Annotated in this window: 17 protein-coding genes and 1 rRNA gene; 10 read left to right on the top strand and 8 right to left on the bottom strand. The window is 67.1% G+C overall.

The window, feature by feature from the left end:
• Positions 1-9: 9 nt before the first annotated feature.
• On the top strand, positions 10-2,013 hold the full coding sequence (locus AB4879_RS01635; RefSeq protein WP_370506207.1) for an ATP-dependent DNA helicase: 2,004 nt from the start codon (positions 10-12) through the stop codon (positions 2,011-2,013).
• Between the two features lie 43 nt (positions 2,014-2,056).
• A complete protein-coding gene (locus AB4879_RS01630) occupies positions 2,057-3,499 on the top strand; it encodes a neutral zinc metallopeptidase (RefSeq protein ID WP_370506159.1) in 1,443 nt (480 codons plus the stop codon).
• Between the two features lie 70 nt (positions 3,500-3,569).
• Here AB4879_RS01630 and AB4879_RS01625 read toward each other — a convergent pair whose 3' ends face one another.
• Together AB4879_RS01625 and AB4879_RS01620 are read right to left on the bottom strand one after the other, a co-directional pair.
• Positions 3,570-4,292 carry an MspA family porin gene (locus AB4879_RS01625; RefSeq protein WP_233209528.1) on the bottom strand — a complete coding sequence of 241 codons (723 nt, stop codon included), beginning with the start codon at positions 4,290-4,292 and terminating at the stop codon, positions 3,570-3,572.
• 118 nt (positions 4,293-4,410) lie between these two features.
• Positions 4,411-6,993 (bottom strand): glycosyltransferase family 1 protein, encoded by a 2,583-nt coding sequence (locus AB4879_RS01620; RefSeq protein ID WP_370506158.1) that lies wholly within the window; start codon positions 6,991-6,993, stop codon positions 4,411-4,413.
• A gap of 231 nt (positions 6,994-7,224) precedes the next feature.
• On the opposite strand from AB4879_RS01620, the gene AB4879_RS01615 reads away from it, so the two are divergent.
• Together AB4879_RS01615 and glgB are read left to right on the top strand one after the other, a co-directional pair.
• Positions 7,225-9,312: an alpha-1,4-glucan--maltose-1-phosphate maltosyltransferase gene (locus AB4879_RS01615; protein ID WP_370506157.1), complete on the top strand. Its 2,088-nt coding sequence runs from the start codon at positions 7,225-7,227 to the stop codon at positions 9,310-9,312.
• 25 nt (positions 9,313-9,337) lie between these two features.
• A complete protein-coding gene (glgB, locus tag AB4879_RS01610) occupies positions 9,338-11,545 on the top strand; it encodes a 1,4-alpha-glucan branching protein GlgB (protein WP_370506156.1) in 2,208 nt (735 codons plus the stop codon).
• Here glgB and AB4879_RS01605 read toward each other — a convergent pair.
• The 3 genes from AB4879_RS01605 to AB4879_RS01595 all read right to left on the bottom strand — a co-directional run bounded on the left by AB4879_RS01605 (position 11,542) and on the right by AB4879_RS01595 (position 14,078).
• Entirely contained in the window at positions 11,542-12,438 is an 897-nt protein-coding gene (locus AB4879_RS01605; protein ID WP_370506155.1) for a co-chaperone YbbN, read from the bottom strand. The two genes, glgB and AB4879_RS01605, sit on opposite strands and share 4 nt — an antisense overlap.
• 13 nt (positions 12,439-12,451) lie before the next feature.
• The gene (locus tag AB4879_RS01600) at positions 12,452-12,826 is read right to left on the bottom strand and encodes a DUF3817 domain-containing protein (protein WP_370506154.1); all 375 of its coding nucleotides are present in this window, start codon (positions 12,824-12,826) and stop codon (positions 12,452-12,454) included.
• Positions 12,827-12,896: 70 nt separating this feature from the next.
• Positions 12,897-14,078 (bottom strand): acetyl-CoA C-acetyltransferase, encoded by a 1,182-nt coding sequence (locus tag AB4879_RS01595; RefSeq protein WP_370506153.1) that lies wholly within the window; start codon positions 14,076-14,078, stop codon positions 12,897-12,899.
• Between the two features lie 68 nt (positions 14,079-14,146).
• Here AB4879_RS01595 and mce point away from each other — a divergent pair, with 68 nt between their 5' ends.
• Positions 14,147-14,641: a methylmalonyl-CoA epimerase gene (gene mce / locus AB4879_RS01590; RefSeq protein ID WP_370506152.1), complete on the top strand. Its 495-nt coding sequence runs from the start codon at positions 14,147-14,149 to the stop codon at positions 14,639-14,641.
• 3 nt (positions 14,642-14,644) lie between these two features.
• Here mce and AB4879_RS01585 read toward each other — a convergent pair whose 3' ends face one another.
• Positions 14,645-14,941 carry a hypothetical protein gene (locus AB4879_RS01585; RefSeq protein ID WP_370506151.1) on the bottom strand — a complete coding sequence of 99 codons (297 nt, stop codon included), beginning with the start codon at positions 14,939-14,941 and terminating at the stop codon, positions 14,645-14,647.
• A complete protein-coding gene (gene nucS, locus AB4879_RS01580; RefSeq protein WP_102809920.1) occupies positions 14,941-15,615 on the bottom strand; it encodes an endonuclease NucS in 675 nt (224 codons plus the stop codon). Before nucS ends, AB4879_RS01585 begins: the two co-directional genes overlap by 1 nt.
• A 49-nt stretch (positions 15,616-15,664) precedes the next feature.
• Here nucS and AB4879_RS01575 point away from each other — a divergent pair, with 49 nt between their 5' ends.
• The 5 genes from AB4879_RS01575 (at position 15,665) to AB4879_RS01555 (ending at position 20,792) form a co-directional block, all read left to right on the top strand.
• Positions 15,665-17,269, top strand: a complete 1,605-nt coding sequence (locus tag AB4879_RS01575; RefSeq protein ID WP_370506150.1) for an adenylate/guanylate cyclase domain-containing protein — start codon at positions 15,665-15,667, stop codon at positions 17,267-17,269.
• Positions 17,266-17,991, top strand: coding sequence for a hemolysin III family protein (locus AB4879_RS01570; RefSeq protein ID WP_370506149.1), 726 nt, complete (start codon positions 17,266-17,268; stop codon positions 17,989-17,991). Before AB4879_RS01575 ends, AB4879_RS01570 begins: the two co-directional genes overlap by 4 nt.
• Positions 17,992-18,054: 63 nt before the next feature.
• On the top strand, positions 18,055-18,729 hold the full coding sequence (locus tag AB4879_RS01565; protein ID WP_370506148.1) for an HD domain-containing protein: 675 nt from the start codon (positions 18,055-18,057) through the stop codon (positions 18,727-18,729).
• A gap of 66 nt (positions 18,730-18,795) precedes the next feature.
• The gene (locus AB4879_RS01560) at positions 18,796-20,286 is read left to right on the top strand and encodes an AlkA N-terminal domain-containing protein (RefSeq protein WP_370506147.1); all 1,491 of its coding nucleotides are present in this window, start codon (positions 18,796-18,798) and stop codon (positions 20,284-20,286) included.
• A gap of 8 nt (positions 20,287-20,294) precedes the next feature.
• A complete protein-coding gene (locus AB4879_RS01555; protein WP_083122144.1) occupies positions 20,295-20,792 on the top strand; it encodes a methylated-DNA--[protein]-cysteine S-methyltransferase in 498 nt (165 codons plus the stop codon).
• Positions 20,793-20,855: 63 nt separating this feature from the next.
• On the opposite strand, the gene rrf is transcribed toward AB4879_RS01555, so the two are convergent.
• Positions 20,856-20,968 (bottom strand): 5S ribosomal RNA (gene rrf, locus AB4879_RS01550).
• Positions 20,969-20,988: the final 20 nt, after the last annotated feature.

Raw genomic sequence — 20,988 nt, 5'->3', positions numbered from 1 at the left:
GACAGCGACGTGCCGCCGGTCACCGAATTACTGGCGCTGGCGGTGTCCGCGCTGGGCGGTGCCGAGCGTCCCGGCCAGGTGCAGATGGCCGAGGCGGTCGCGAACGCTTTTGCCGAGGGCGAGCATCTTGCTGTGCAGGCCGGCACCGGAACCGGCAAGTCGCTGGCCTACCTGATCCCGTCCATCGCCCGCGCGGTGTCGGAGGGGTCGCCGGTTGTGGTGTCTACCGCGACGATCGCGCTGCAACGCCAGCTCGTCGATCGCGATCTGCCCAGGCTGGTCGACGCGCTGGCACCCGCACTGCCTCGGCGGCCCAAGTTCGCGCTGCTGAAAGGGCGGCGAAATTATCTGTGCCTGAACAAGATCCACAACGGAAGCGCAGACGAGCCCGGTGACGCTTCACAGGAGGAACTGTTCGAGCCCGTCGCGGCGAGCGCGCTGGGCCGTGACGTCGCGCGGTTGACGGCGTGGGCGTCGTCCACCGAGACCGGCGATCGTGACGAGCTGACGCCGGGTGTGCCCGACCGGTCCTGGTCGCAGGTCAGCGTCTCGGCCCGGGAATGCCTCGGCATGGCGCGCTGCCCGTACGGCACCGACTGCTTCTCCGAACGGGCGCGCGGCGAGGCGGGCCGCGCCGAGGTCATCGTCACCAACCATGCGCTGCTGGCGATCGACGCGATCGCCGACGCCGCGGTGCTGCCCGAACACGAGTATCTGGTGGTCGACGAGGCCCACGAACTGGTGGACCGGGTGACGTCGGTGGCGACCGGTGAACTGACCCCCGCCCCGCTGGGGGTGGCCGTCCGGCGGATCTCCCGCCTGGTCAGCCCGGCGCTGGTTCAGCGGATGGAGGCGGCGGTGGCGACGTTCTCCTCGGCGATCCACGACGCGCAGCCGGGCCGACTCGATTACCTCGACGAGGAGCTGGCAACCTACCTGACGGCATTGCGGGACGCGGCCACCGCCGCCCGCGGAGACATCGATCCGGCGCCGAAAGACCCCAAGGCCGCCGCGGCCCGCAACGAGGCGATCGCGGCGCTGACCGAGATCGGCGACGCCGCGTCACGCGTGCTCGACTCCTTCGTCCCGGCCATCCCGGACCGCACGGAGGTGGTGTGGCTGGATCAGGAAGAGGGATCGGCGGGCAGGAGCGCAGCGACTCGGGGATCGGGTAGTGGAAACCGACGGCCTGTGTTGCGGGTGGCGCCGCTGTCGGTCGCCGGTTTGCTGCGCACCCGCCTGTTCGACAGCGCGACAACGATTTTGACCTCAGCGACCCTGACCGTCGGCGGTTCGTTCGACGCGATGGCGGGCGCCTGGGGGCTCGGCGGCGGGCCGAAGTGGACCGGATTGGACGTCGGCTCCCCGTTCGAGCACGCCAAGTCCGGGATCCTCTACGTCGCCGCGCATCTGCCGCCCCCGGGCCGGGACTCCGCAGGCTCCCCCGAACAGGTCGACGAGATCGCCGGGCTCATCGAGGCCGCCGGCGGACGCACCCTGGGGCTGTTCTCGTCGATGCGCGCCGCCAAGGCGGCGACCGAGGCGCTGCGCGCCCGGATCGACACCCCGATCCTCTGCCAGGGGGACGACAACACCGCGGCGCTGGTCGAAAAGTTCGCCGCCGACCCCGAAACCTCGCTGTTCGGCACGCTGTCGCTGTGGCAGGGCGTCGACGTGCCAGGGCCGTCACTGTCGCTGGTGCTCATCGACCGGATTCCGTTCCCCCGCCCGGACGATCCGCTGCTGACGGCACGCCAGCGAGCCGTCGCCGCGCGCGGCGGCAACGGATTCATGACGGTCGCCGCCGCCCATGCCGCCCTGCTCCTTGCTCAGGGAGCGGGCCGGTTGCTGCGTCGCGCCGACGACCGGGGCGTCGTCGCGGTGCTGGACTCCCGGATGGCGACCGCTCGCTACGGCGGTTACCTGCGCGCGTCGTTGCCGCCATTTTGGCCGACCACCGATCCCGAGCGCGTCAAGCAGGCACTTCAGCGGCTCCGCGACGGGGCCTCCTGAATTGGGATCGGTAGAGCCCTGGCGCGGCACTAAAGTGACCGTCATGCAGCGCCGATTCCTCGCACGCCTGCTCGCCGTCGCGAGCGTCGCGGTGGTGCTCGCCGGCTGCGGCACGACGATTTCCGGAAAGGCCGTGTCGGTCTTCGACGATCCGTTCAAGGTCGGCGGCCTGCAGGCGGTGGACGGCGCCAGCGGCTTGCGCTCGGATCCGGAGAAGCCGACGCGAAGGGTCTCGCACAGTGACGGTGGCGAGGACGACGAGATCGGCGCCCAGTCGGTCAGCGATCTCGAGGAGTTCTGGAAGGACAACTACACGGGCTCTTTCGACGGGCAATTCCGACCCGTCAAGGACCTGATCTCCTGGGACTCCAACTCTTACGACGGTGAATTCTGCGGCGACACCACCTCCGACCTGATCAACGCCGGCTTCTGCGAAGACGACAACACCATCGGCTGGGATCGCGGCGTGCTGCTGCCCGCACTGCGACAAGCCAACGGCGACATGGCGATCACGATGGTGCTGGCGCACGAATACGGGCATGCGATTCAGAAAATGGCCAAGCTCAACAAAAAGGGCACCCCCACGCTCGTGGCCGAGCAGCAGGCCGACTGCCTCGCAGGCGTCTATATGCGGTGGGTCGCCGAAGGCAACTCGAAACGGTTCACGCTGAGCACCGGTGACGGGCTGAACAACCTTCTGGCCGCGATGATCTCGTTCCGCGACCCGCTGCTGAGCCAGGACGACTACGCCGACAGTGGCGACGAGCACGGGTCGGCGTTCGAGCGGATCTCGGCGTTCCAGACCGGCTTCACCGACGGACCGTCGTCGTGTGCGGCCATCGACGCCCAGGAGATCGGCCAGCGCCGCGGAGACTTGCCGATCGAACTGCAGCGCGACCAGACCGGTGAGTGGCCGGTCACCGCGGACTCGACCCGCTCGATCATCGAAGCGATGAACATCCTGTTCACGCCGAAAAACCCGCCCACCCTGAGCCTGGACGCCGCGTCGGCGTCGAAATGCCCTGACGCCCGGCCCAGCCCGCCGGTGTCGTACTGCCCGGCCACCAACACCATCGCGGTCGACCTGCCTGGGCTGGAGAAGATGGGCGCCTCCAACGAAGGCCAGGACAACGTCCTGGTCACCGGCGACAACACCGCCTACTCCGTGCTGGTGTCGCGCTACATGCTGGCGCTACAGCACGAGCGCGGCGGACTGGTCCTCGACAACGCCGAAGCCGGCTTGCGCACCGCGTGCCTGACCGGCGTCGCGACCACCAAGCTGTCCAAAGAGGTCACCACCCCCGACGGCAACACCGTCGCGCTGACGGCCGGCGACATCGACGAGGCGGTGTCGGGTCTGCTGACCAACGGCCTGGCCGCCGGCGACGTCAACGGCGAGTCGGTGCCCGCCGGCTTCAATCGCATCGACGCGTTCCGCATCGGAGTGCTCGGCGATCAGGACCGCTGCATCAAGCGCTTCCCGTAAGTGAACCGGCGATTCAGAACTGAGGGCGACATTTCTCCCGGATTCTTCGCTCTGAGTTCTGGATCGACGCTCAGATCTTTTTGGTCACCCCGTACCAGGACAGGATCGCGTCGCCTTCGTCGGTGGACTTGCTCAGCGTCGCGTACGAGCGGATGAACGACTCCCCCACGCAGCCATCGATTTTCACGTGGAAGTTGCTGATCGACACCCACGGCCGGTCACCCTTGTACTGCTTCTTGGTCACCGGGACGATGTTGATGATGCCGGGCTTGAGGCCGACGGTGATCGCCCCGCCGATATTGCCGCCGACACCGGGCAGCAACCCCTCGGCCGCGTTGTTGGGGAAGTCCAGCCCGATGATTCCGATCGACGAGTTCACCCCGATCGTGCCGCCCAGGGCAACGCCGTTGGAGGTGCTCATGTCGATGCCGCAACCGATCTGGTAGCCCACCTCGAACACACCCCTCGGGTTGTCGCCGGGTCCGTCGAGTGCACCATTGAATACACCGCTGACGGAGTACTCCCGTGAGGAGATGGCGGTCGTCAACGGTGCGATCGGCATCTGCACCTCGTCCTTGGCCGAGATCGTCAGCGTCCATCCATCCGGTGATGTCGTGATCGCCGGCGGCGTCGAGGCCACCTTCCCGTCATCGACCGGCGGGGCGGCCTGGTCGGCGGCGACGGGCTGACCCAGCTCGGGGCCGCCGGGATCGGGATCGGCCGATGCCGGCACCGGCGCGGCCAACAAAAAGGTGCCCACCAGCGCCATCAGCGCTGCGCGACGAACAAACACTGCCCCGAACACCTTCCCGGATGCCGATGGTCCGCCCCGATGCGGCACCCCTCGACATCCTGTTGGGAACCTACAGGTGGCTCCCCTGCCCTGCTAACCGGTTCGGCAACTGCCGGCGTTACGCCAGCGTGACGAGACCGAGCTCGTTGTCACCGGCCAGCAGCGGATGATGCGGTAGCACCCGGACGGTGTAGCCCACCGAACCGGCCACCGGCAACGGGGTCGTCGTCGAGAAGATGTCGGTGCCGCCGTCACCGGAACCCGAGTGCACCATGTCGACGGTGACGGGGTCCTGCAGGGCGTCGGCGGCGTCGACCCGGCCGAGCACCGCCTGCACGTCGACCTCATCGGGTTTCAGCCCGGCCAGCGCGACGGTCGCGGTGAGGGTCAGCTCCGACCCCAGCAGCGGGGTGTCGGGCAGCCCGGTGCTGTCGACATCGGTGACCTCGATGTGCGGCCAGGCCTCCCGGACACGCTGTCGGTAGGCCGACAAATCGCGTGCCGCCCCGAACGGCAGGCCGTCGATCGGCGCACTGGTGCGGCGGAACGACGCGGCGGCGGGCGCGTAGTACTTCTCGGTGTAGTCGCGCACCATGCGGGACGCCAGCACCTTGGGCCCGAGGCCCTGCAAGGTGTGTCGGACCATCTCCACCCAGCGGGTCGGCACACCCTTGTCGTCGCGGTCGTAGAACGTCGGCGTCACCGACTGCTCGAGCAGGTTGTAGAGCGCGGCCGACTCGATGTCGTCGCGGCGGTTCTCGTCGGCCAGGCCGTCGGCTGTCGGTATCTCCCAGCCGTTTTCGCCGTCGTACCACTCGTCCCACCAGCCGTCGCGGATGGACAGGTTGAGCCCGCCGTTCAGCGCGCTCTTCATCCCCGACGTGCCGCAGGCCTCCAGCGGACGCAGCGGGTTGTTCAGCCACACGTCGCAGCCCCAGTACAACTGACGGGCCATCGACATGTCGTAGTCGGGCAGGAAAGCGATGCGGTGGCGCACTTCCGGCCGGTCGGCGAACCGCACGATCTGCTGGATCAGCGCCTTGCCCGCATCGTCCGCCGGGTGTGACTTGCCTGCGACGATCAGCTGCAGGGGCTTGTCCTTGTCGAGCAGCAGCGCCTCGAGGCGCTGCGGATCACGCAGCATCAGCGTCAGACGCTTATAGGTGGGCACCCGGCGGGCGAAGCCTATGGTCAGCACCTCAGGGTCGAAAGCCGTTGCAATCCAGCCGAGTTCGGCCTCGGATGCGCCGCGCTCCAGCCACGACCGGCGTAGCCGCTGGCGTACATCCTCGACCAGCAGCGCGCGCAGCTGCGAGCGGATCCACCAGATGTGACCGGTGTCGACCTGTTGCAGCCGCGCCCAGACGTTGGGTTCGCGCAGCGCCTCGGTGGAACCGGCGAGTTCCCGCCCGAGCTCCAACCACTGCGGGGCCGCCCAGGTGGGGCCGTGCACACCGTTGGTGATCGAGCCGATCGGCACCTCAGCCGGGTCGAAACCGGGCCACAGCTCGTCGAACATCGTGCGGCTGACCCGCCCGTGCAGCAGGGACACCCCGTTCGCGCGCTGCGCCAACCGCAGGCCCATGTGCGCCATGTTGAACTTCGACGGGTCGTCCTCGGCACCGAACGCCAAGACCCGCCCGACCGGAACCTCCGGCAGCAGGCCATCTTTCCCGTCATCGCCGAAATACATCTGCACCATGTCCACCGGGAAGCGGTCGATTCCCGCCGGCACCGGAGTGTGGGTGGTGAACACCGTGCTGGCCCGCACGAGCGTCAGCGCGGTATCGAAATCGAGCTTCTGCTCGGAGATGTATTCGCGGATCCGCTCGACCCCCAGGAAGCCCGCGTGGCCCTCGTTCATGTGGTACACGTCCGGGGCAGGCCGACCCTCGATGGCGGTGAACGCACGGATCGCCCGAATGCCGCCGATCCCGGCGAGCAACTCCTGCTTGATGCGGTGCTCCTGATCGCCGCCGTAGAGCCGGTCGGTGACGTTGCGCAAATCGTGCTCGTTTTCGGGGATGTCAGAATCCAAGAGCAGCAGCGGGATCCGGCCGACCTGCGCCACCCACACCCGGGCGCGCAGCACCTTCGCGTCCGGCATCGCCAGCTCGACGAGCACCGGCGCGCCCGCGGCGTCGGTGAGCAGCCGAAGCGGGAGCCCCTGTGGATCCAGCGACGGATAGTTCTCGTGCTGCCAGCCGTCGGCAGTCAGCGACTGCCGGAAATACCCGGACCGGTAGTACAAGCCGACAGCGATCAGCGGCAGACCCAGATCCGACGCCGACTTCAAATGGTCGCCGGCAAGAATGCCCAGACCGCCCGAATAGTTCGGCAGCACTTCGGCGACACCGAACTCCATCGAGAAGTACGCGATGCCCGTCGGCATCGACGCGACGTCTTGCTCCTGGTACCACATCGGCCGGCTCAGGTAGTCGTCCAGATCCGCCGCAAGCTGATCCAGACCGGTGAGGAACTGCTCGTCCTCGGCCAATTCGTCAAGCCGCGCCGGGGCGACCGCGCCCAGCAGCGCCACCGGATCCTGACCGGTCTGCAGCCACAGCCGCGGGTCTATCGAGGCGAAGAGATCTTGTGTCGGCTTGTCCCACGACCAACGCAGGTTGGTGGACAACCGGCCGAGGGCTGCGAGCCGCTCGGGCAAATGGGCACGGACCGTGAACCTGCGGAGGGCCTTCACGCGTTCCCACCTTACTGAGAACCCTGGTGCGGTTGGCGCGAGCGTGCGCTTCTTCCCCAGCCGGTCATTCTTCGCACTACGGTGTGAAGAGGGCGCGATGCGGTTACCCCGAGGGTCAAGAAGACTCACGACCGGTGCAGCGACCAGGGTTGCTGCGCCACGACAACGAGAAACCGACTCGAGCCGGCGCGGAGCAGACCACGTCGCACAGGTCAGGAATGGAGTGGTTGGGTGCCCGGTCGTATCGAGATCGATGACGTCGCGCCCGTTGTGTCCTGCGGTACCTATCCGGCCAAGGCGGTCGTCGGCGAAGTCGTGCCGGTTGCCGGGACGGTGTGGCGCGAGGGGCACGACGCGGTGGCGGCGACGTTGGTGGTGCGCTACCTCGGAACTGCCCACCCCCAGCTCGGGCAGAATCCAGCCCGGCGGGTCAAAGCCCTCGAGGGCGCTGAGCTGACCGAGGCCTCCCCCGCGGTGAGCCGGGTGAAGCCCCAGCTGTACCCGATGGCAATGGGCCGCACCCCCGATGTCTTCCACGGCCAGTTCGTGCCCGACCGGGTGGGCCTGTGGACGTTCCGGATCGACGGCTGGGGCGATCCGCTCACCACGTGGCGGCACAACGTCACCGTCAAACTCAACGCCGGACAGGGCGAGTCGGAGCTCAACAACGATCTGATCGTCGGCGGCAACCTGCTGGCCCGCGCCGCCACCGGCGTGCCTCGCGACCGCCGCGCGCCGCTGTTGGCGGCCGCCGCGGCACTGCGCGAGTCCGGGGATCCGCTCACCCGAGCGGCCCTGGCGCTGTCCCACGAGGTCACTGATCTGCTCGCCCAGTACCCGCTGCGCGAGCTGGTCACCCGGGGCAGCACCTACGGCATCTGGGTGGATCGGCCGATGGCGCGGTGCAGCGCCTGGTACGAACTGTTCCCCCGATCCACCGGTGGCCGCGACGAGGCAGGCCGGCCCGTGCACGGCACGTTCGAGACCGCCGCCGCGGCGCTCCCGCGGGTCGCATCGATGGGCTTCAACGTCGTCTACCTGCCGCCGATCCACCCGATCGGCAAGGTGCACCGCAAGGGCCGCAACAACACCGTGACGGCCGAGCCGGGCGATGTCGGATCACCCTGGGCGATCGGCAGCGACGAGGGCGGGCACGACGCCGTCCACCCCGATCTCGGAACGATCGACGACTTCGACCGGTTCGTCGATGCGGCACGCGACAACGGGCTGGAGGTCGCACTCGACCTGGCGCTGCAATGCGCTCCGGATCACCCCTGGGCCAAGAATCACCGGGAATGGTTCACCGAATTGCCGGACGGCTCCATCGCCTACGCGGAGAACCCGCCGAAGAAGTACCAGGACATCTACCCGCTGAACTTCGACAACGATCCCGGCGGCCTCTACGACGAGGTGCTGCGGGTGGTGCGGCACTGGATGGACCACGGCATCAAGATCTTTCGGGTCGACAACCCGCACACCAAGCCGCCGAACTTCTGGGCGTGGCTGATCAGCCAGGTCAAGGCCGTCGATCCCGACGTGCTGTTCCTCGCCGAGGCGTTCACCCGCCCGGCGCGGCTGAACGGGCTCGCGAAACTTGGCTTCACACAGTCGTATTCCTACTTCACCTGGCGTACCGCCAAATGGGAGATCGAGGAGTTCGGCCGCCAGATCGCGGAGCACGCCGACTACACCCGGCCGAACCTGTTCGTGAACACGCCCGACATCCTGCACGAGAGCCTGCAACACGGCGGGCCGGGCATGTTCGCAATCCGGGCCGTGCTGGCGTCGACGATGGGCAGCTCGTGGGGCGTGTACTCCGGCTTCGAACTCTACGAGCATCTGCCGGTGCGGGAGGGCAGCGAGGAGTACCTGGACTCCGAGAAATACGAGCTGCGACCGCGCGACTTCGAAGGCGCACTGGCACAGGGCCAGTCCCTGGAGCCATTCCTGCGGCGGCTCAACGAGATTCGCCACCTCCACCCCGCCCTGTGCGAGATGCGCACCATCACGTTCCACCACATCGACAACGACGCGCTGCTGTCATACAGCAAGTTCGACCCGGTATCCGGTGACACCGTGCTGGTGGTGGTGACGTTGAACCCATTCGGCCCTGAGGAAGGCACCCTGTGGCTAGACATGGCCGCTTTGGGTATGCAGCCCTATGACCGTTTCTGGGTGCGCGACGAGATCACCGGGGAGGAATATCAATGGGGCCAGTCGAACTACGTGCGACTGGAACCGGCCCGGGCCGTCGCGCACGTCCTGAACATGCCGTTGATCCCGCAGGAGCAGAGAGCAGTTCTGCTGCGCCGGGAATGACGGGAACGACGAAGGAGCCTTCGCTATGACGAGAACCAAGAAGCTCGCCAGCCCGCACCTGGCGCCAGATCCTGGTGAGCTGGCCCGGTTGGTGTCCGGAGTCCATCACAGCCCGCACAGCATCCTGGGCGCCCACGAGTACGACGACCATACGGTGATCCGGGTGCTCAAACCGCACGCGGAGCAGGTGGTCGCCCTCGTCGGGGGCGAGCGGCACCCGATGGAGCACATCGAGTCCGGGGTGTTCGCGGTGGCGTTGCCGTTCACCAACTTGGTCGACTACCGGCTCGAGGTCAGCTACCCGGGCGGACACACCATCACCGTCGCCGACGGCTACCGCTTCCTGCCCACGCTCGGTGAGATGGACCTCTATCTGTTCGGCGAGGGACGCCACGAGCAGTTGTGGGAGATCCTGGGCGCGCATCCGCGGTCGTTCGAGACCGCCGACGGCGTGGTCGAGGGTGTGTCGTTCGCGGTCTGGGCCCCGAACGCCAAGGGCATCAATCTGATCGGCGAGTTCAACCACTGGGACGGCAACGACGCCCCGATGCGGGTGCTGGGCTCCTCCGGCGTGTGGGAGCTGTTCTGGCCCGGGTTCCCCACGGACGGGCTCTACAAGTTCCGCGTCCACGGCGTCGACGGGTCGGTCACCGACCGCGCTGACCCGTTCGCGTTTGCAACCGAGGTCCCGCCACACACCGCCTCACGTGTGTTCACCTCGGACTACACCTGGGACGACGCCGAGTGGCTGACGCAGCGGGCCGCACAGAACCCGGTGTTCCAGCCGATGAGCACCCTCGAGGTGCACCTGGGCTCCTGGCGGCCCGGCCTGAGCTACCGCGAGCTGGCTGAGCAACTCACCGAATACGTTGTGGCCCAAGGATTCACCCACATCGAATTCCTCCCGGTCGCCGAGCACCCGTTCGGCGGCTCGTGGGGCTATCAGGTGACGTCCTACTACGCGCCGACATCCCGGTTCGGCACCCCCGACGAATTCCGCTTCCTGGTGGACACCTTGCACCGGGCCGGTATCGGAGTGATCGTCGACTGGGTGCCCGCACACTTCCCCAAAGACGCCTGGGCGCTGGGCCGCTTCGACGGCACCCCGCTCTACGAGCATTCCGACCCGCGCCGAGGTGAACAGCTCGACTGGGGCACCTACGTCTTCGATTTCGGCCGCGCCGAGGTGCGCAACTTCCTGGTGGCCAACGCGCTGTACTGGTTGCAGGAGTTCCACATCGACGGCCTGCGGGTGGATGCCGTCGCATCCATGCTCTACCTGGACTATTCGCGGCCCGACGGCGGCTGGACGCCCAACATCTACGGCGGCCGGGAGAACCTCGAGGCGGTGCAGTTCCTGCAGGAGATGAACGCCACCGTCCACAAGAGCCACCCCGGCATCGTCACGATCGCCGAGGAGTCCACCTCATGGCCGGGCGTTACCCGGGCCACCAACCTTGGCGGACTTGGCTTTTCGATGAAGTGGAACATGGGCTGGATGCACGACACCCTGGATTACATCAGCCGGGATCCGATCTACCGCACCTACCACCACGGCGAGCTGACGTTCTCGTTGCTCTATGCGTTCAGCGAGAACTTCGTGTTGCCGATCAGCCACGACGAGGTGGTGCACGGCAAGGGCACGCTGTGGGGCCGGATGCCGGGCAACGACCACGTCAAGGCGGCCGGGCTGCGCAGCCTGCTGGCCTACCAGTGGGCCCACCCCGGTAAGCAGCTGTTGTTCATGGGCCAGGAATTCGGTCAGCGCGCGGAATGGTCCGAGGAACGCGGGGTCGACTGGTACCAGCTCGACGAGAACAGCTACTCCACCGGGATCCAGCGTTTCGTCGCCGATCTCAACGAGCTCTACCGCGGCCGCCCGTCGTTGTGGAGCCAGGACACCAAGCCGGAGGGCTACTCCTGGATCGACGCCAACGACTCGGCCAACAACGTGCTGAGCTTTTTGCGATACGGCAGCGACGGCTCGGTGCTGGCGTGCGTGTTCAACTTCTCCGGCGCGGAGCACAGCCGTTATCGGCTTGGGCTGCCGCACACCGGCACCTGGCGCGAGGTGCTCAACAGCGACGCGACGGTCTACAACGGTGCGGGGGCGGGCAACTTCGGCGCGGTCGAGGCCACCGATGAACCCTGGCACGGCCGGCCGGCATCGGCGACGCTGGTGCTGCCGCCGAACTCGGCGATCTGGCTGGAACCCGCGCCGGCCGCCGGCTAGTAGAGCGCGTTGGCCAGGTTGCGCCGGCCAGTGATGACATCGGGGTCGGCGGGATCGAACAGTTCGAACAGTTCGATCAGGCGGGTGCGCACCTTGGTGCGCTCATCGTCGGAAGTCTTGCGGACCAGCGCGATCAGGCGATCGAAGGCGGGGACGACGTCCTGATTCAGGATCTGCACGTCGGCGGCGGCAAAGGCCGCCTCGATGTCGTCGGGAGCGGCATCAGCTACGGCCACCGCGTCGGGGCGCTGCTCGGTGGCGCGCTGCAGGAAGGTCATCTGCCGCAACGCACCCTTGGCTTCGGCGTGCTGCGGATCGGCGTCGAGAATGGCCTGGTAAGCCGCGGCCGCGGCCGCGAAATCGCCGGACTCCAACAATTCGCGTGCCTGCTCCAAGGCCGGGTCGACGGCTGCCCCTTCCTCGGAATCGCCTGAGCCGGAGAGCTTTCCAGCGGTCGCCTGCAGCAACGAATCGACCCACCGCCGCAACTGCTCGGGCGGTTGCATGCCCTGGAAGCTGGCCAGCGGCTGCCCGCCGGCCAAGGCCACCACGGTCGGCACCGCTTCGATGCCGAACATCTGGGCGACCCGCGGGACCACGTCGACGTTGACCGTCGCCAACGACCACTTTCCGTTGTCGTCGGCGGCCAGCGCGGCGAGCACTTCACCCAATTGCACCGAGGCGTCGCTGCGCGGCGACCACAGCACCACGACGACCGGCAGCTGGCCGGAGCGGACCAGGACTTCAGCTTCGAAATTGGCCTCGGTGACCTCGACACCGCCGCTGGGGGCGGTCGCAGCGTCCGCGGGCTGCTGAGCTCGCTGCTTGAGGCCGGACAGGTCGACGGCGCCGGCGGCCAGGGCCGGACCGATCTGGGGGCGTGGACGCGTCACGTTCCCAAGTCTGTCACGTCGTCGACGGCGCCGAATCGAGTGGCTGACCAGACGCAGCAGGAGCTGCTGCCGGTCCCAATTTCTCTGTCCGATCAGCCCATATGAGGAAAATCACACTGGCGAGGGGCACGATGCTGCCCAGCAACGCCAGCAACCACGTCAGGACGCCCCACTTGTAGGCGATGCCGGCCATGAGAGCAGTGATCACAAACGCGATGAACACCAGCCCGTGGGCCATGCCGAAAACCTTGACGCCGATCTCGGTGCGCGGACTGCCCAGGTACTTGAAGTACATCCCGACCAGCAGTCCGACCCACGTCACCGCTTCGGCCAGCGCCACCAACCGGAATCGGCCGGCCGTGCTTCGGATGTCAAAGGTGCTCGTCATGCAGCCATTGTGCCGCAGCGGCGCGCCAGCTACTACGCCTCGTCGTTGACCGTGCTGGTTACCCGGCGAGTTACCCCGCCCGCAGGACCAGCGCGTCGCCCTGGCCGCCCGCTCCGCAGAGCGCGGCCACCGCGTAGCCCGATCCGCGCCGCGAGAGCTCCAGCGCCGCGTGCAGCGTGATCCGCGCACCCGACATACCGATCGGGTGGCCGACCGCGATCGCGCCGCCGTTGCGGTTGACCCGCTCGGGATCCACGCCCAGTTCCTTGGTCGAGGCCAGCGCGACGGCGGAGAACGCCTCGTTGATCTCGATAACGTCCAGGTCGTCGAGCGTGATGCCCTCGCGAGAGATGGCCTTCTTGATCGCATTGGCCGGCTGCGACTGCAGTGTGGAGTCCGGGCCGGCGACCACACCGTGGGCACCGATCTCACACAGCCAGCTCAGCCCGAGCTCCTGGGCCTTGGCCTTGCTCATCACCACGACGGCGCAGCCGCCGTCAGAGATTTGGGAGGCCGAACCCGCCGTGATCGTGCCGTCCTTGCGGAACGCGGGCTTGAGTCCGGACAGCGATTCGGCCGTGGTGTTGGCGCGGATGCCCTCGTCCTCGCTGAACTCGATCGGGTCGCCCTTGCGCTGTGGGATCTTCACCGGCACGACCTCGTCGGCGAACACGCCGTCCTTCCAGGCCGCGGCCGCCTTCTGATGCGAGGTGGCGGCGAACTCGTCCTGCTCTTGGCGGGTGAACTTGTCGGTGTCGTTGCGCTGCTCGGTGAGCGCACCCATCGGCTGGTCGGTGAAAACGTCGTGCAGGCCGTCGTACGCCATCGAGTCGAGCACCGTGACGTCGCCGTACTTGTAGCCCTCGCGGCTGTTGATCAGCAGGTGCGGGGCCTTGGTCATCGACTCCTGGCCGCCGGCGACCACGACCTCGAATTCACCGGCACGGATCAGCTGATCGGCCAGGGCGATCGAATCGATCCCGGACAGGCACATCTTGTTGATGCTCAGGGCAGGCACATCCCACCCGATACCGGCAGCCACGGCGGCCTGGCGGGCCGGCATCTGGCCGGCGCCGGCGGTCAGCACCTGGCCCATGATCACGTAGTCGACCAGCGACGCCGGGACTCCGGCCTTCTCCAGCGCGCCCTTGATTGCCAACGCGCCCAGATCGCTGCCGGAAAAATCTTTGAGTGAACCCATCAGTTTGCCGATGGGAGTCCGTGCTCCAGCAACGATCACCGACGTCGTCATACCTACCTCCAAGAGCGTTTCACGCCGCCCCGATGCGGCTATCCACGGATCCCCCAGTGTTGAATCCGATGTGGTTAGGTTACCTTTGCGTTATGACCGCTGAGCAAGTTGACGCCCGTCCAGTTCTGGCCAGTGCGCTCGTCACGGCCGTAGACCATGTCGGCATCGCGGTGCCGGATCTCGATGCGGCCATCCAGTGGTACCACGAGCACCTCGGAATGATCCTGGTGCACGAGGAAATCAACACCGACCAGGGCATTCGTGAGGCCATGTTGTCGCTGAAGAACGCGGCCCCCGATTGCGCCCAGATCCAGTTGATGGCGCCGTTGGATGAGACCTCGACGATCGCCAAGTTCATCGACAAGCGCGGCCCCGGCATCCAGCAGATGGCCTACCGGGTCAGCGACCTGGACGCCATCTCCGAACAGCTGCGCAACCAGGGTGTCCGGTTGATCTACGACGCACCGCGCCGCGGAACCGCGAACTCACGGATCAACTTCATCCACCCGAAGGACGCTGGTGGCGTCCTGGTGGAACTCGTCGAGCCGGCTTCATCTCACTAGGTTTCACGACCACTTCCGGGTCGGCCCGCGGTTGGCGCGGTTCGCCCAGCAGGCGGTGTGCCAGTGCCGTCGATCCTCCAGCGCAGCGTCACCATCGTCCGCGCGCCACACCGCGACATGCGCCACCCCTGAACGGATTTCGTGATCGCAGCCGGGGCAGCGGTAGGTCTTGACCGCTCGCGCAGCCGGTATCGATCGCACTTCGTAGTCGAATCCGTCGGCGCCCGACTCGACGCGGCGCTGCAGGGGTAGCGGCGGAACACCGCTGCCTTTAGGGCGAGGTGGCCGGCGACGCGGCATCAGAAAAGCCGGAACTCGTCGCTATCCATCCCCCGCATGACGTCGTAATCTAAAGTCAGGCAACGAATTCCGCGATCGGTGGCCAGCGTTCTGGCTTGCGGCTTGATCTGCTGGGCGGCGAACACTCCGGTCACCGGCGCCAGCAGACTGTCCCGGTTGAGCAACTCCAGGTAGCGCGTCAGCTGCTCCACACCGTCGATCTCACCGCGGCGCTTGATCTCCACCGCGACCGTGCGGCCCTCGTCATCGCGGCAGAGGATGTCCACCGGGCCGATGGCGGTCATGAACTCCCGGCGGACCAGGGTGTAGCCGTCGCCCAGCAGCTCGATGTGCTCGGCCAGCAGCTTCTGCAGGTGCGCTTCGACACCGTCCTTCACCAGTCCGGGATCGATCCCGAGCTCGTGGCTGGAGTCGTGCTCGACGCTTTCGATCGTGATCCGCAACTGTTCGCCGGCCTTGTTCTCCACCACCCACACCGGCAACGAGTCATCCTTGGCCTCCTCGGTCAGCCAGCACGGCGGGCTCATCCAGTTCAGCGGCTTGTAGGCCCGGTCGTCGGCATGGATGCTGACTGAGCCGTCGGCCTTGATCAGCAGCAGCCGACGAGCCGAGGGCAGGTGGGCGGTGAGACGACCGAGGTAGTCGACGGTGCATTGGGCGATCACGAGGCGCACTGCACAAGCTTAGGGTCTGCGCCCTCCGGCGAATTAGGCTGACACCACCATGACGTCCCCTCCGAGCCTCGCGCAGCGCTTGGGCCGGGTTCTGGAACGGGTGACCCGGCAGAGCGGCCGGTTGGCCGGCCCACCGGCCTACGGCTCGTTGATCCTGGGGCGGGTCAACGAGAGTCCGGCCCGCCGCCGGGTCCGGATCCAGACGCTGGTCACGGTATCGCTGCTGGCGGTGAACCTCCTCGGCATCGTGGTCGCGGCCCTGTTGGTCAGCGTGGCCTATCCGGTACCCAGTGTGTTCACCGACGTGCCGGCTTGGCTCACCTTTGGTTTGGCCCCCGCGTATGCGGCCGCCGCGCTCGCCTTCGGCAGCTGGTGGATCACCGCCCGCACGGTCAAAGACCTCCGGTGGGCAGCCGAGGGACGAGCGCCGACCCGCGTCGACCAGCGCAACGCGTTCTTCACCCCGTGGCGCGTCGCGCTGGCCCAGCTGTCGCTCTGGGTGGTGGGCACGGTCGTCTTCACGGTCCTCTACGGGCTGTTCGACACCGACTTCATTCCGCGGATCCTGCTCGTTACGGGTTTCGCCGGAGTGATGGTCTCCACCGGCGCCTACCTGGCCACCGAGTTCGCGCTGCGCCCCGTCGCGGCATTGGCGCTGGCGGCCGGACCGCCGCCGCACCGGCTGGCGCCGGGGATCATGGGCCGCACGATGACGGTCTGGATGCTGGGCTCGGGCGTGCCGGTCATCGGCATCGGGCTCAGCGCACTGATCTCGCTGGTCTTGGACAACATGACCAAGACCCAGTTGGAAGTGGCCGTCCTGATCACCTCGACGGCCACGCTGGTGTTCGGGTTCACCTTGATGTGGGTGCTGGCCTGGATCACCGCGACTCCCGTGCGGGTGGTGCGCTCGGCGCTCAAACGCGTCGAGGACGGTGATCTCAAGGCCAGCGTCGTGGTCTTCGACGGCACCGAACTCGGTGAGTTGCAACGGGGATTCAACTCGATGGTCGCGGGGCTGCGGGAGCGCGAACGGGTGCGCGACTTGTTCGGCCGCCACGTCGGCCGAGAGGTCGCCGCAGCCGCCGAGCTGCAGAAGCCGCAGCTCGGTGGCGAAGAGCGCCACGTGGCAGTGCTTTTCGTCGACATCGTCGGCTCCACGCAATTGGTCGGCACCCTGCCCCCGATCGAGGTGGTCGACCTGCTCAACCGGTTCTTCGCCGTGATCGTCGAAGAGGTCAACCGGCACAACGGTCTGCTCAACAAGTTCGAAGGCGATGCCACGCTCGCGGTGTTCGGTGCGCCGGTCACGCTCGACAATCCCGAAGACGATGCGCTCGCCGCGGCCCGCACGATCATGCGGCGTCTCGAGCAGGAGGTACCCGAATGCCCAGCCGGCCTCGGCGTCGCCGCCGGTGAGGTCGTCGCCGGCAACGTCGGCGCCAACGAGCGATTCGAATACACGGTGATCGGCCCACCGGTCAATGAGGCCGCGCGCCTGTCCGAGCTCGCGAAGTCCACCGCGAGCCGACTTCTGGTGACGGCATCGACCGTCGAGCGGGCCGGCGATTCCGAGCGGGCCCACTGGGTCTTGGCCGACCCGGTGACGCTGCGCGGCCACGAAGAGCCGACCCGCCTGGCCGTGCCCGCGTGACATTCGAGGAAGCCTCGCCAACACCACTGCCTTCAGCCCCGGCCGGAATCGAGATCATCGCCGACGTACTCGGCACGCCCAGGGTCCGCGGCTGGATTCATCTGTCCTCGGCCGTTGTCGCCATCGTCGCCAGTGCAGCGCTGGTGCGGGCGGCCTTCGCGGCAGCGTCCCCGAATGCGGGTTGGGTGACCGCGATTTACACCACCACCATCGTCGCCATGTTCGGCGTGAGCGCGACATACCACCTCGTACGGTGGCGTTCACCGAAGACGTTGAAGTGGATGAAGCGCGCGGACCACTCGATGATCTTCGTCTTCATCGTCGGCACCTACTTCCCCATCGCCGTCCTGGCGATGCCACCGCAGACCGCCACCCGGGTGCTGACCATCGTCTGTGTCGGTGCGGCGGCGGGCATTGCACTCAAGATGTTGTGGCCCTCGGCGCCGCGGTGGATCGGCGTGCCGCTGTATTTGATGCTCGGCTATGCCGCAATCGCCTTCGCCCGAACAATTCTCGACGGCGCCGGATTGACCGTCGTCGGCCTCCTCGTCGCCGGTGGCGTGCTGTACAACATCGGCGCAGTGCTTTACGGGCTGCGCTGGCCCAACCCGTGGCCCGCGTCTTTCGGCTATCACGAGTTCTTTCACGCGTTCACCGCCGCCGCCGCGACATGCCATTACGTCGCAATCTGGCTCATCGTGGCCGGTCTCGCGATGTCCTGATTTGTGGGGTACCGGACCTTCGGGCCACTCGACTGACGGGTCGAGGTCGGGCAAGGTAGCGGCATGACCCTCGACGACGTGGCCGCCTGGGACTTCCCGGACTCCGATATCTGTTCAGCCGCACTGCAATTGGTGGCCGAAGTCTCCCCTGCGTTTCTGACCAACCACTGCGTCCGCGGTTATCTGTTCGGTCGCGAACTGGCCGCCGCCGACGGCTTGCGGGCCGGGGTCGATTACGACGACGAGCTGGTCTTCCTCAGCTGTCTGCTGCACGACCTGGGCGTGACCGAGTACGGCAGCGGAGACCAGCGCTTCGAAGTCGACGGGGCCGACGCCGCGGCGCGCTTCTTGACTGACCACGGAGTCGACGACGTTGCGGTGCGTACGGTGTGGGAATCGATCGCGCTGCACACCAGCGTCGGGCTGGCCCACCGGTTCGGACCGGTCCACGCGATCTCTCATCTCGGAATCGCATTGGACATCAACGGGTTCGACAAGAAGCGGCTGTCCGCCGGATTCGCCGAGCGGGTGCACGCCGCGTGGCCGCGTCATGATCTGGGCTATGCCATCGCCGAGGCGATCGCTGCCGACACCCGCGCCAATCCGATGAAGGCTCCGCCGCTGTCCTTCCCCGCGCACCTGCACCACCTGATCAACGGGGCACCGTCACCGACCTTCTTCGACCTGATCGGTACATCGGGCTGGGGCGATCGCCCGGTACCCGAGACGGTCGGCTGATAGCGCTCGACCACGATGTCGGTTTTCCGCTAGTGCTGTCGGTGCCGACGTGTAAAAGTTCAAGACGTGCATGACGATTTCGACCGCTGCTACCGCGCCGTTCAGTCCAAGGACTCGCGGTTCGACGGTTGGTTCGTCACCGCTGTCAAGACCACCGGTATCTACTGCCGGCCCAGCTGCCCCGTGCGGCTGCCGCTGGCCCGTAACGTGCGCTTCTACCCCAGCTCGGCGGCTGCACAGCGAGCGGGCTTTCGGGCCTGCAAACGCTGCCGTCCGGATGCCTCACCGGGTTCGCCGGAGTGGAACGTCCGCGGTGACGCGGTGGCCCGGGCGATGCGGTTGATCGGTGACGGTGCGGTAGACCGCGAAGGCGTGACGGGACTGGCGAGACGGGTCGGCTATACCGCCCGCCAGCTGGAGCGAATGTTGCAGGCCGAGGTCGGTGCCGGGCCGCTGGCACTGGCCCGGGCGCAGCGGGTCCAGACGGCGCGGGTGCTCATCGAGACCACCGACATGGCGTTCAGCGATATCGCATTCGCAGCGGGTTTCGCGAGCATCCGCCAGTTCAACGACACCCTGCGAGCCGCCTGCGACACCACGCCGACGGCATTGCGGGCCAAGGCTGCCCGCCGAGATTGGGCGGCAAGCGCACCCGACGGGCAAGCGTTGTCACTGCGGCTGCCGGTGCGCACCCCGTTCGCCTATGAGGGCGTGTTCGGGCACCTGGCGGCCAGTGCGGTGCCAGGCTGTGAAGAGGTGCGCGACGGCGCGTTCCGCCGCACACTGCGCCTACCGTCGGGTTGCGGTGTGGTGAGTCTGACCCCGCAGCCCGACCACGTCCGGTGCACGCTGGTGCTCGAGCACGTTCGCGACCTCGCCACGGCGATCGCTCGCTGCCGGCGGTTATTGGATCTCGACGCCGACCCGGAAGCCGTTCTCGATGTGCTGGGCGCCGACGCCGACCTGAGTGCCGTGGTGAGCAAAGCGCCGGGGCAGCGGATCCCGCGCACGGTCGACGAAGAAGAACTGACGGTGCGGGCCGTACTCGGCCAGCAGGTGTCGACCAAAGCGGCACGCACCCACGCCGGGCGGCTCGTCGCCGCCTACGGCACGCCGGCGGCCGATCCGCACGGGGGGCTGACGCACACGTTTCCCAGCACCGCTCAGCTGGCCGATATCGACCCGGCGCACCTTGCCGTGCCGGCCGCCCGGCGGCGCTCGGTGACCGCGCTGATCGCGGCCCTGGGCGACGGCGAGCTGACACTCAATCCCGGCTGCGACTGGCAGCAGGCCCGTGAGCAGCTGCTGGCGCTACCCGGAATCGGACCGTGGACGGCGGAGATCGTCGCGATGCGGGGGCTTGGTGATCCCGACGCCTTTCCGGCCAGCGATCTCGGGGTGCGACTCGCGGCCGAACAGCTCGGCCTGCCGGCCGACGTGCGGGCGCTGACCGCACACAGTGCACAGTGGCGACCATGGCGGTCCTATGCCGTACAGCACCTGTGGACGACTCTGGACCATTCCGTGAATCACTGGCCACCGAAGGAGACACCGTGACGACGACCATGCGGTACCGAATAATCGACAGCCCGGTAGGCCCACTCACCCTGGCCGGCACGGGATCGACCCTGCGGCATTTGCGGATGGTGGACCAGACGCACGAGCCGGATCGGTCCGACTGGGCGCAATCTGACGATGAAATATTCGCCGACGCCGTCGAGCAGCTGGCGGCCTATTTCGCCGGCGAACTCACCGAATTCGACCTCGATCTGGATCTCGGCGGAACCGAATTCCAACGCAAAGTCTGGTCAGCCCTGCGCACCATTCCGTACGGCGAGACACGGTCCTATGGAGAAATCGCGATGCAAATCGGATCTCCGGGGGCGTCGCGTGCGGTGGGATTGGCGAATGGCCGAAATCCGATCGGCATCATCGTGCCGTGTCATCGCGTTATCGGTTCGACCGGGGGATTGACCGGATATGGCGGAGGAATTGATCGCAAGCGCGCACTATTGGCGCTGGAGAAAAGCCGAATGCCGGCCGATCTGTCGCTATTCGACTGATATACGAATACAAAAATGCCTGTGCCCCCTAATCGAAATTAGGGGGCACAGGACTTAAATTGTGTTCGGCGGTGTCCTACTTTTCCACCCTGTTGGGTAGTATCATCGGCGCTGGTAGGCTTAGCTTCCGGGTTCGGGATGGGACCGGGCGTTTCCCTGCCGCTATGGCCGCCGTAACTTTATTCACTCTTTTTTG

This window comes from Mycobacterium sp. SA01 (assembly GCF_041287105.1).
GTDB lineage: Bacteria > Actinomycetota > Actinomycetes > Mycobacteriales > Mycobacteriaceae > Mycobacterium.
Note: the sequence above shows the minus strand (reverse complement) of the source record. Positions and strands in the feature narration are given on the sequence as shown.

What these genes read in the sequence shown, in the direction of transcription:
- AB4879_RS01630 (WP_370506159.1), top strand. Translation starts at nt 2,057, where the DNA reads ATGCAGCGCCGATTCCTCGCACGCCTGCTCGCCGTCGCGAGCGTCGCG.
- glgB (WP_370506156.1), top strand. Translation starts at nt 9,338, where the DNA reads ATGACGAGAACCAAGAAGCTCGCCAGCCCGCACCTGGCGCCAGATCCT.
- AB4879_RS01600 (WP_370506154.1), bottom strand. Translation starts at nt 12,826, where the DNA reads ATGACGAGCACCTTTGACATCCGAAGCACGGCCGGCCGATTCCGGTTG.
- AB4879_RS01595 (WP_370506153.1), bottom strand. Translation starts at nt 14,078, where the DNA reads ATGACGACGTCGGTGATCGTTGCTGGAGCACGGACTCCCATCGGCAAA.
- mce (WP_370506152.1), top strand. Translation starts at nt 14,147, where the DNA reads ATGTGGTTAGGTTACCTTTGCGTTATGACCGCTGAGCAAGTTGACGCC.
- AB4879_RS01585 (WP_370506151.1), bottom strand. Translation starts at nt 14,941, where the DNA reads ATGCCGCGTCGCCGGCCACCTCGCCCTAAAGGCAGCGGTGTTCCGCCG.
- AB4879_RS01575 (WP_370506150.1), top strand. Translation starts at nt 15,665, where the DNA reads ATGACGTCCCCTCCGAGCCTCGCGCAGCGCTTGGGCCGGGTTCTGGAA.
- AB4879_RS01565 (WP_370506148.1), top strand. Translation starts at nt 18,055, where the DNA reads ATGACCCTCGACGACGTGGCCGCCTGGGACTTCCCGGACTCCGATATC.
- AB4879_RS01555 (WP_083122144.1), top strand. Translation starts at nt 20,295, where the DNA reads ATGCGGTACCGAATAATCGACAGCCCGGTAGGCCCACTCACCCTGGCC.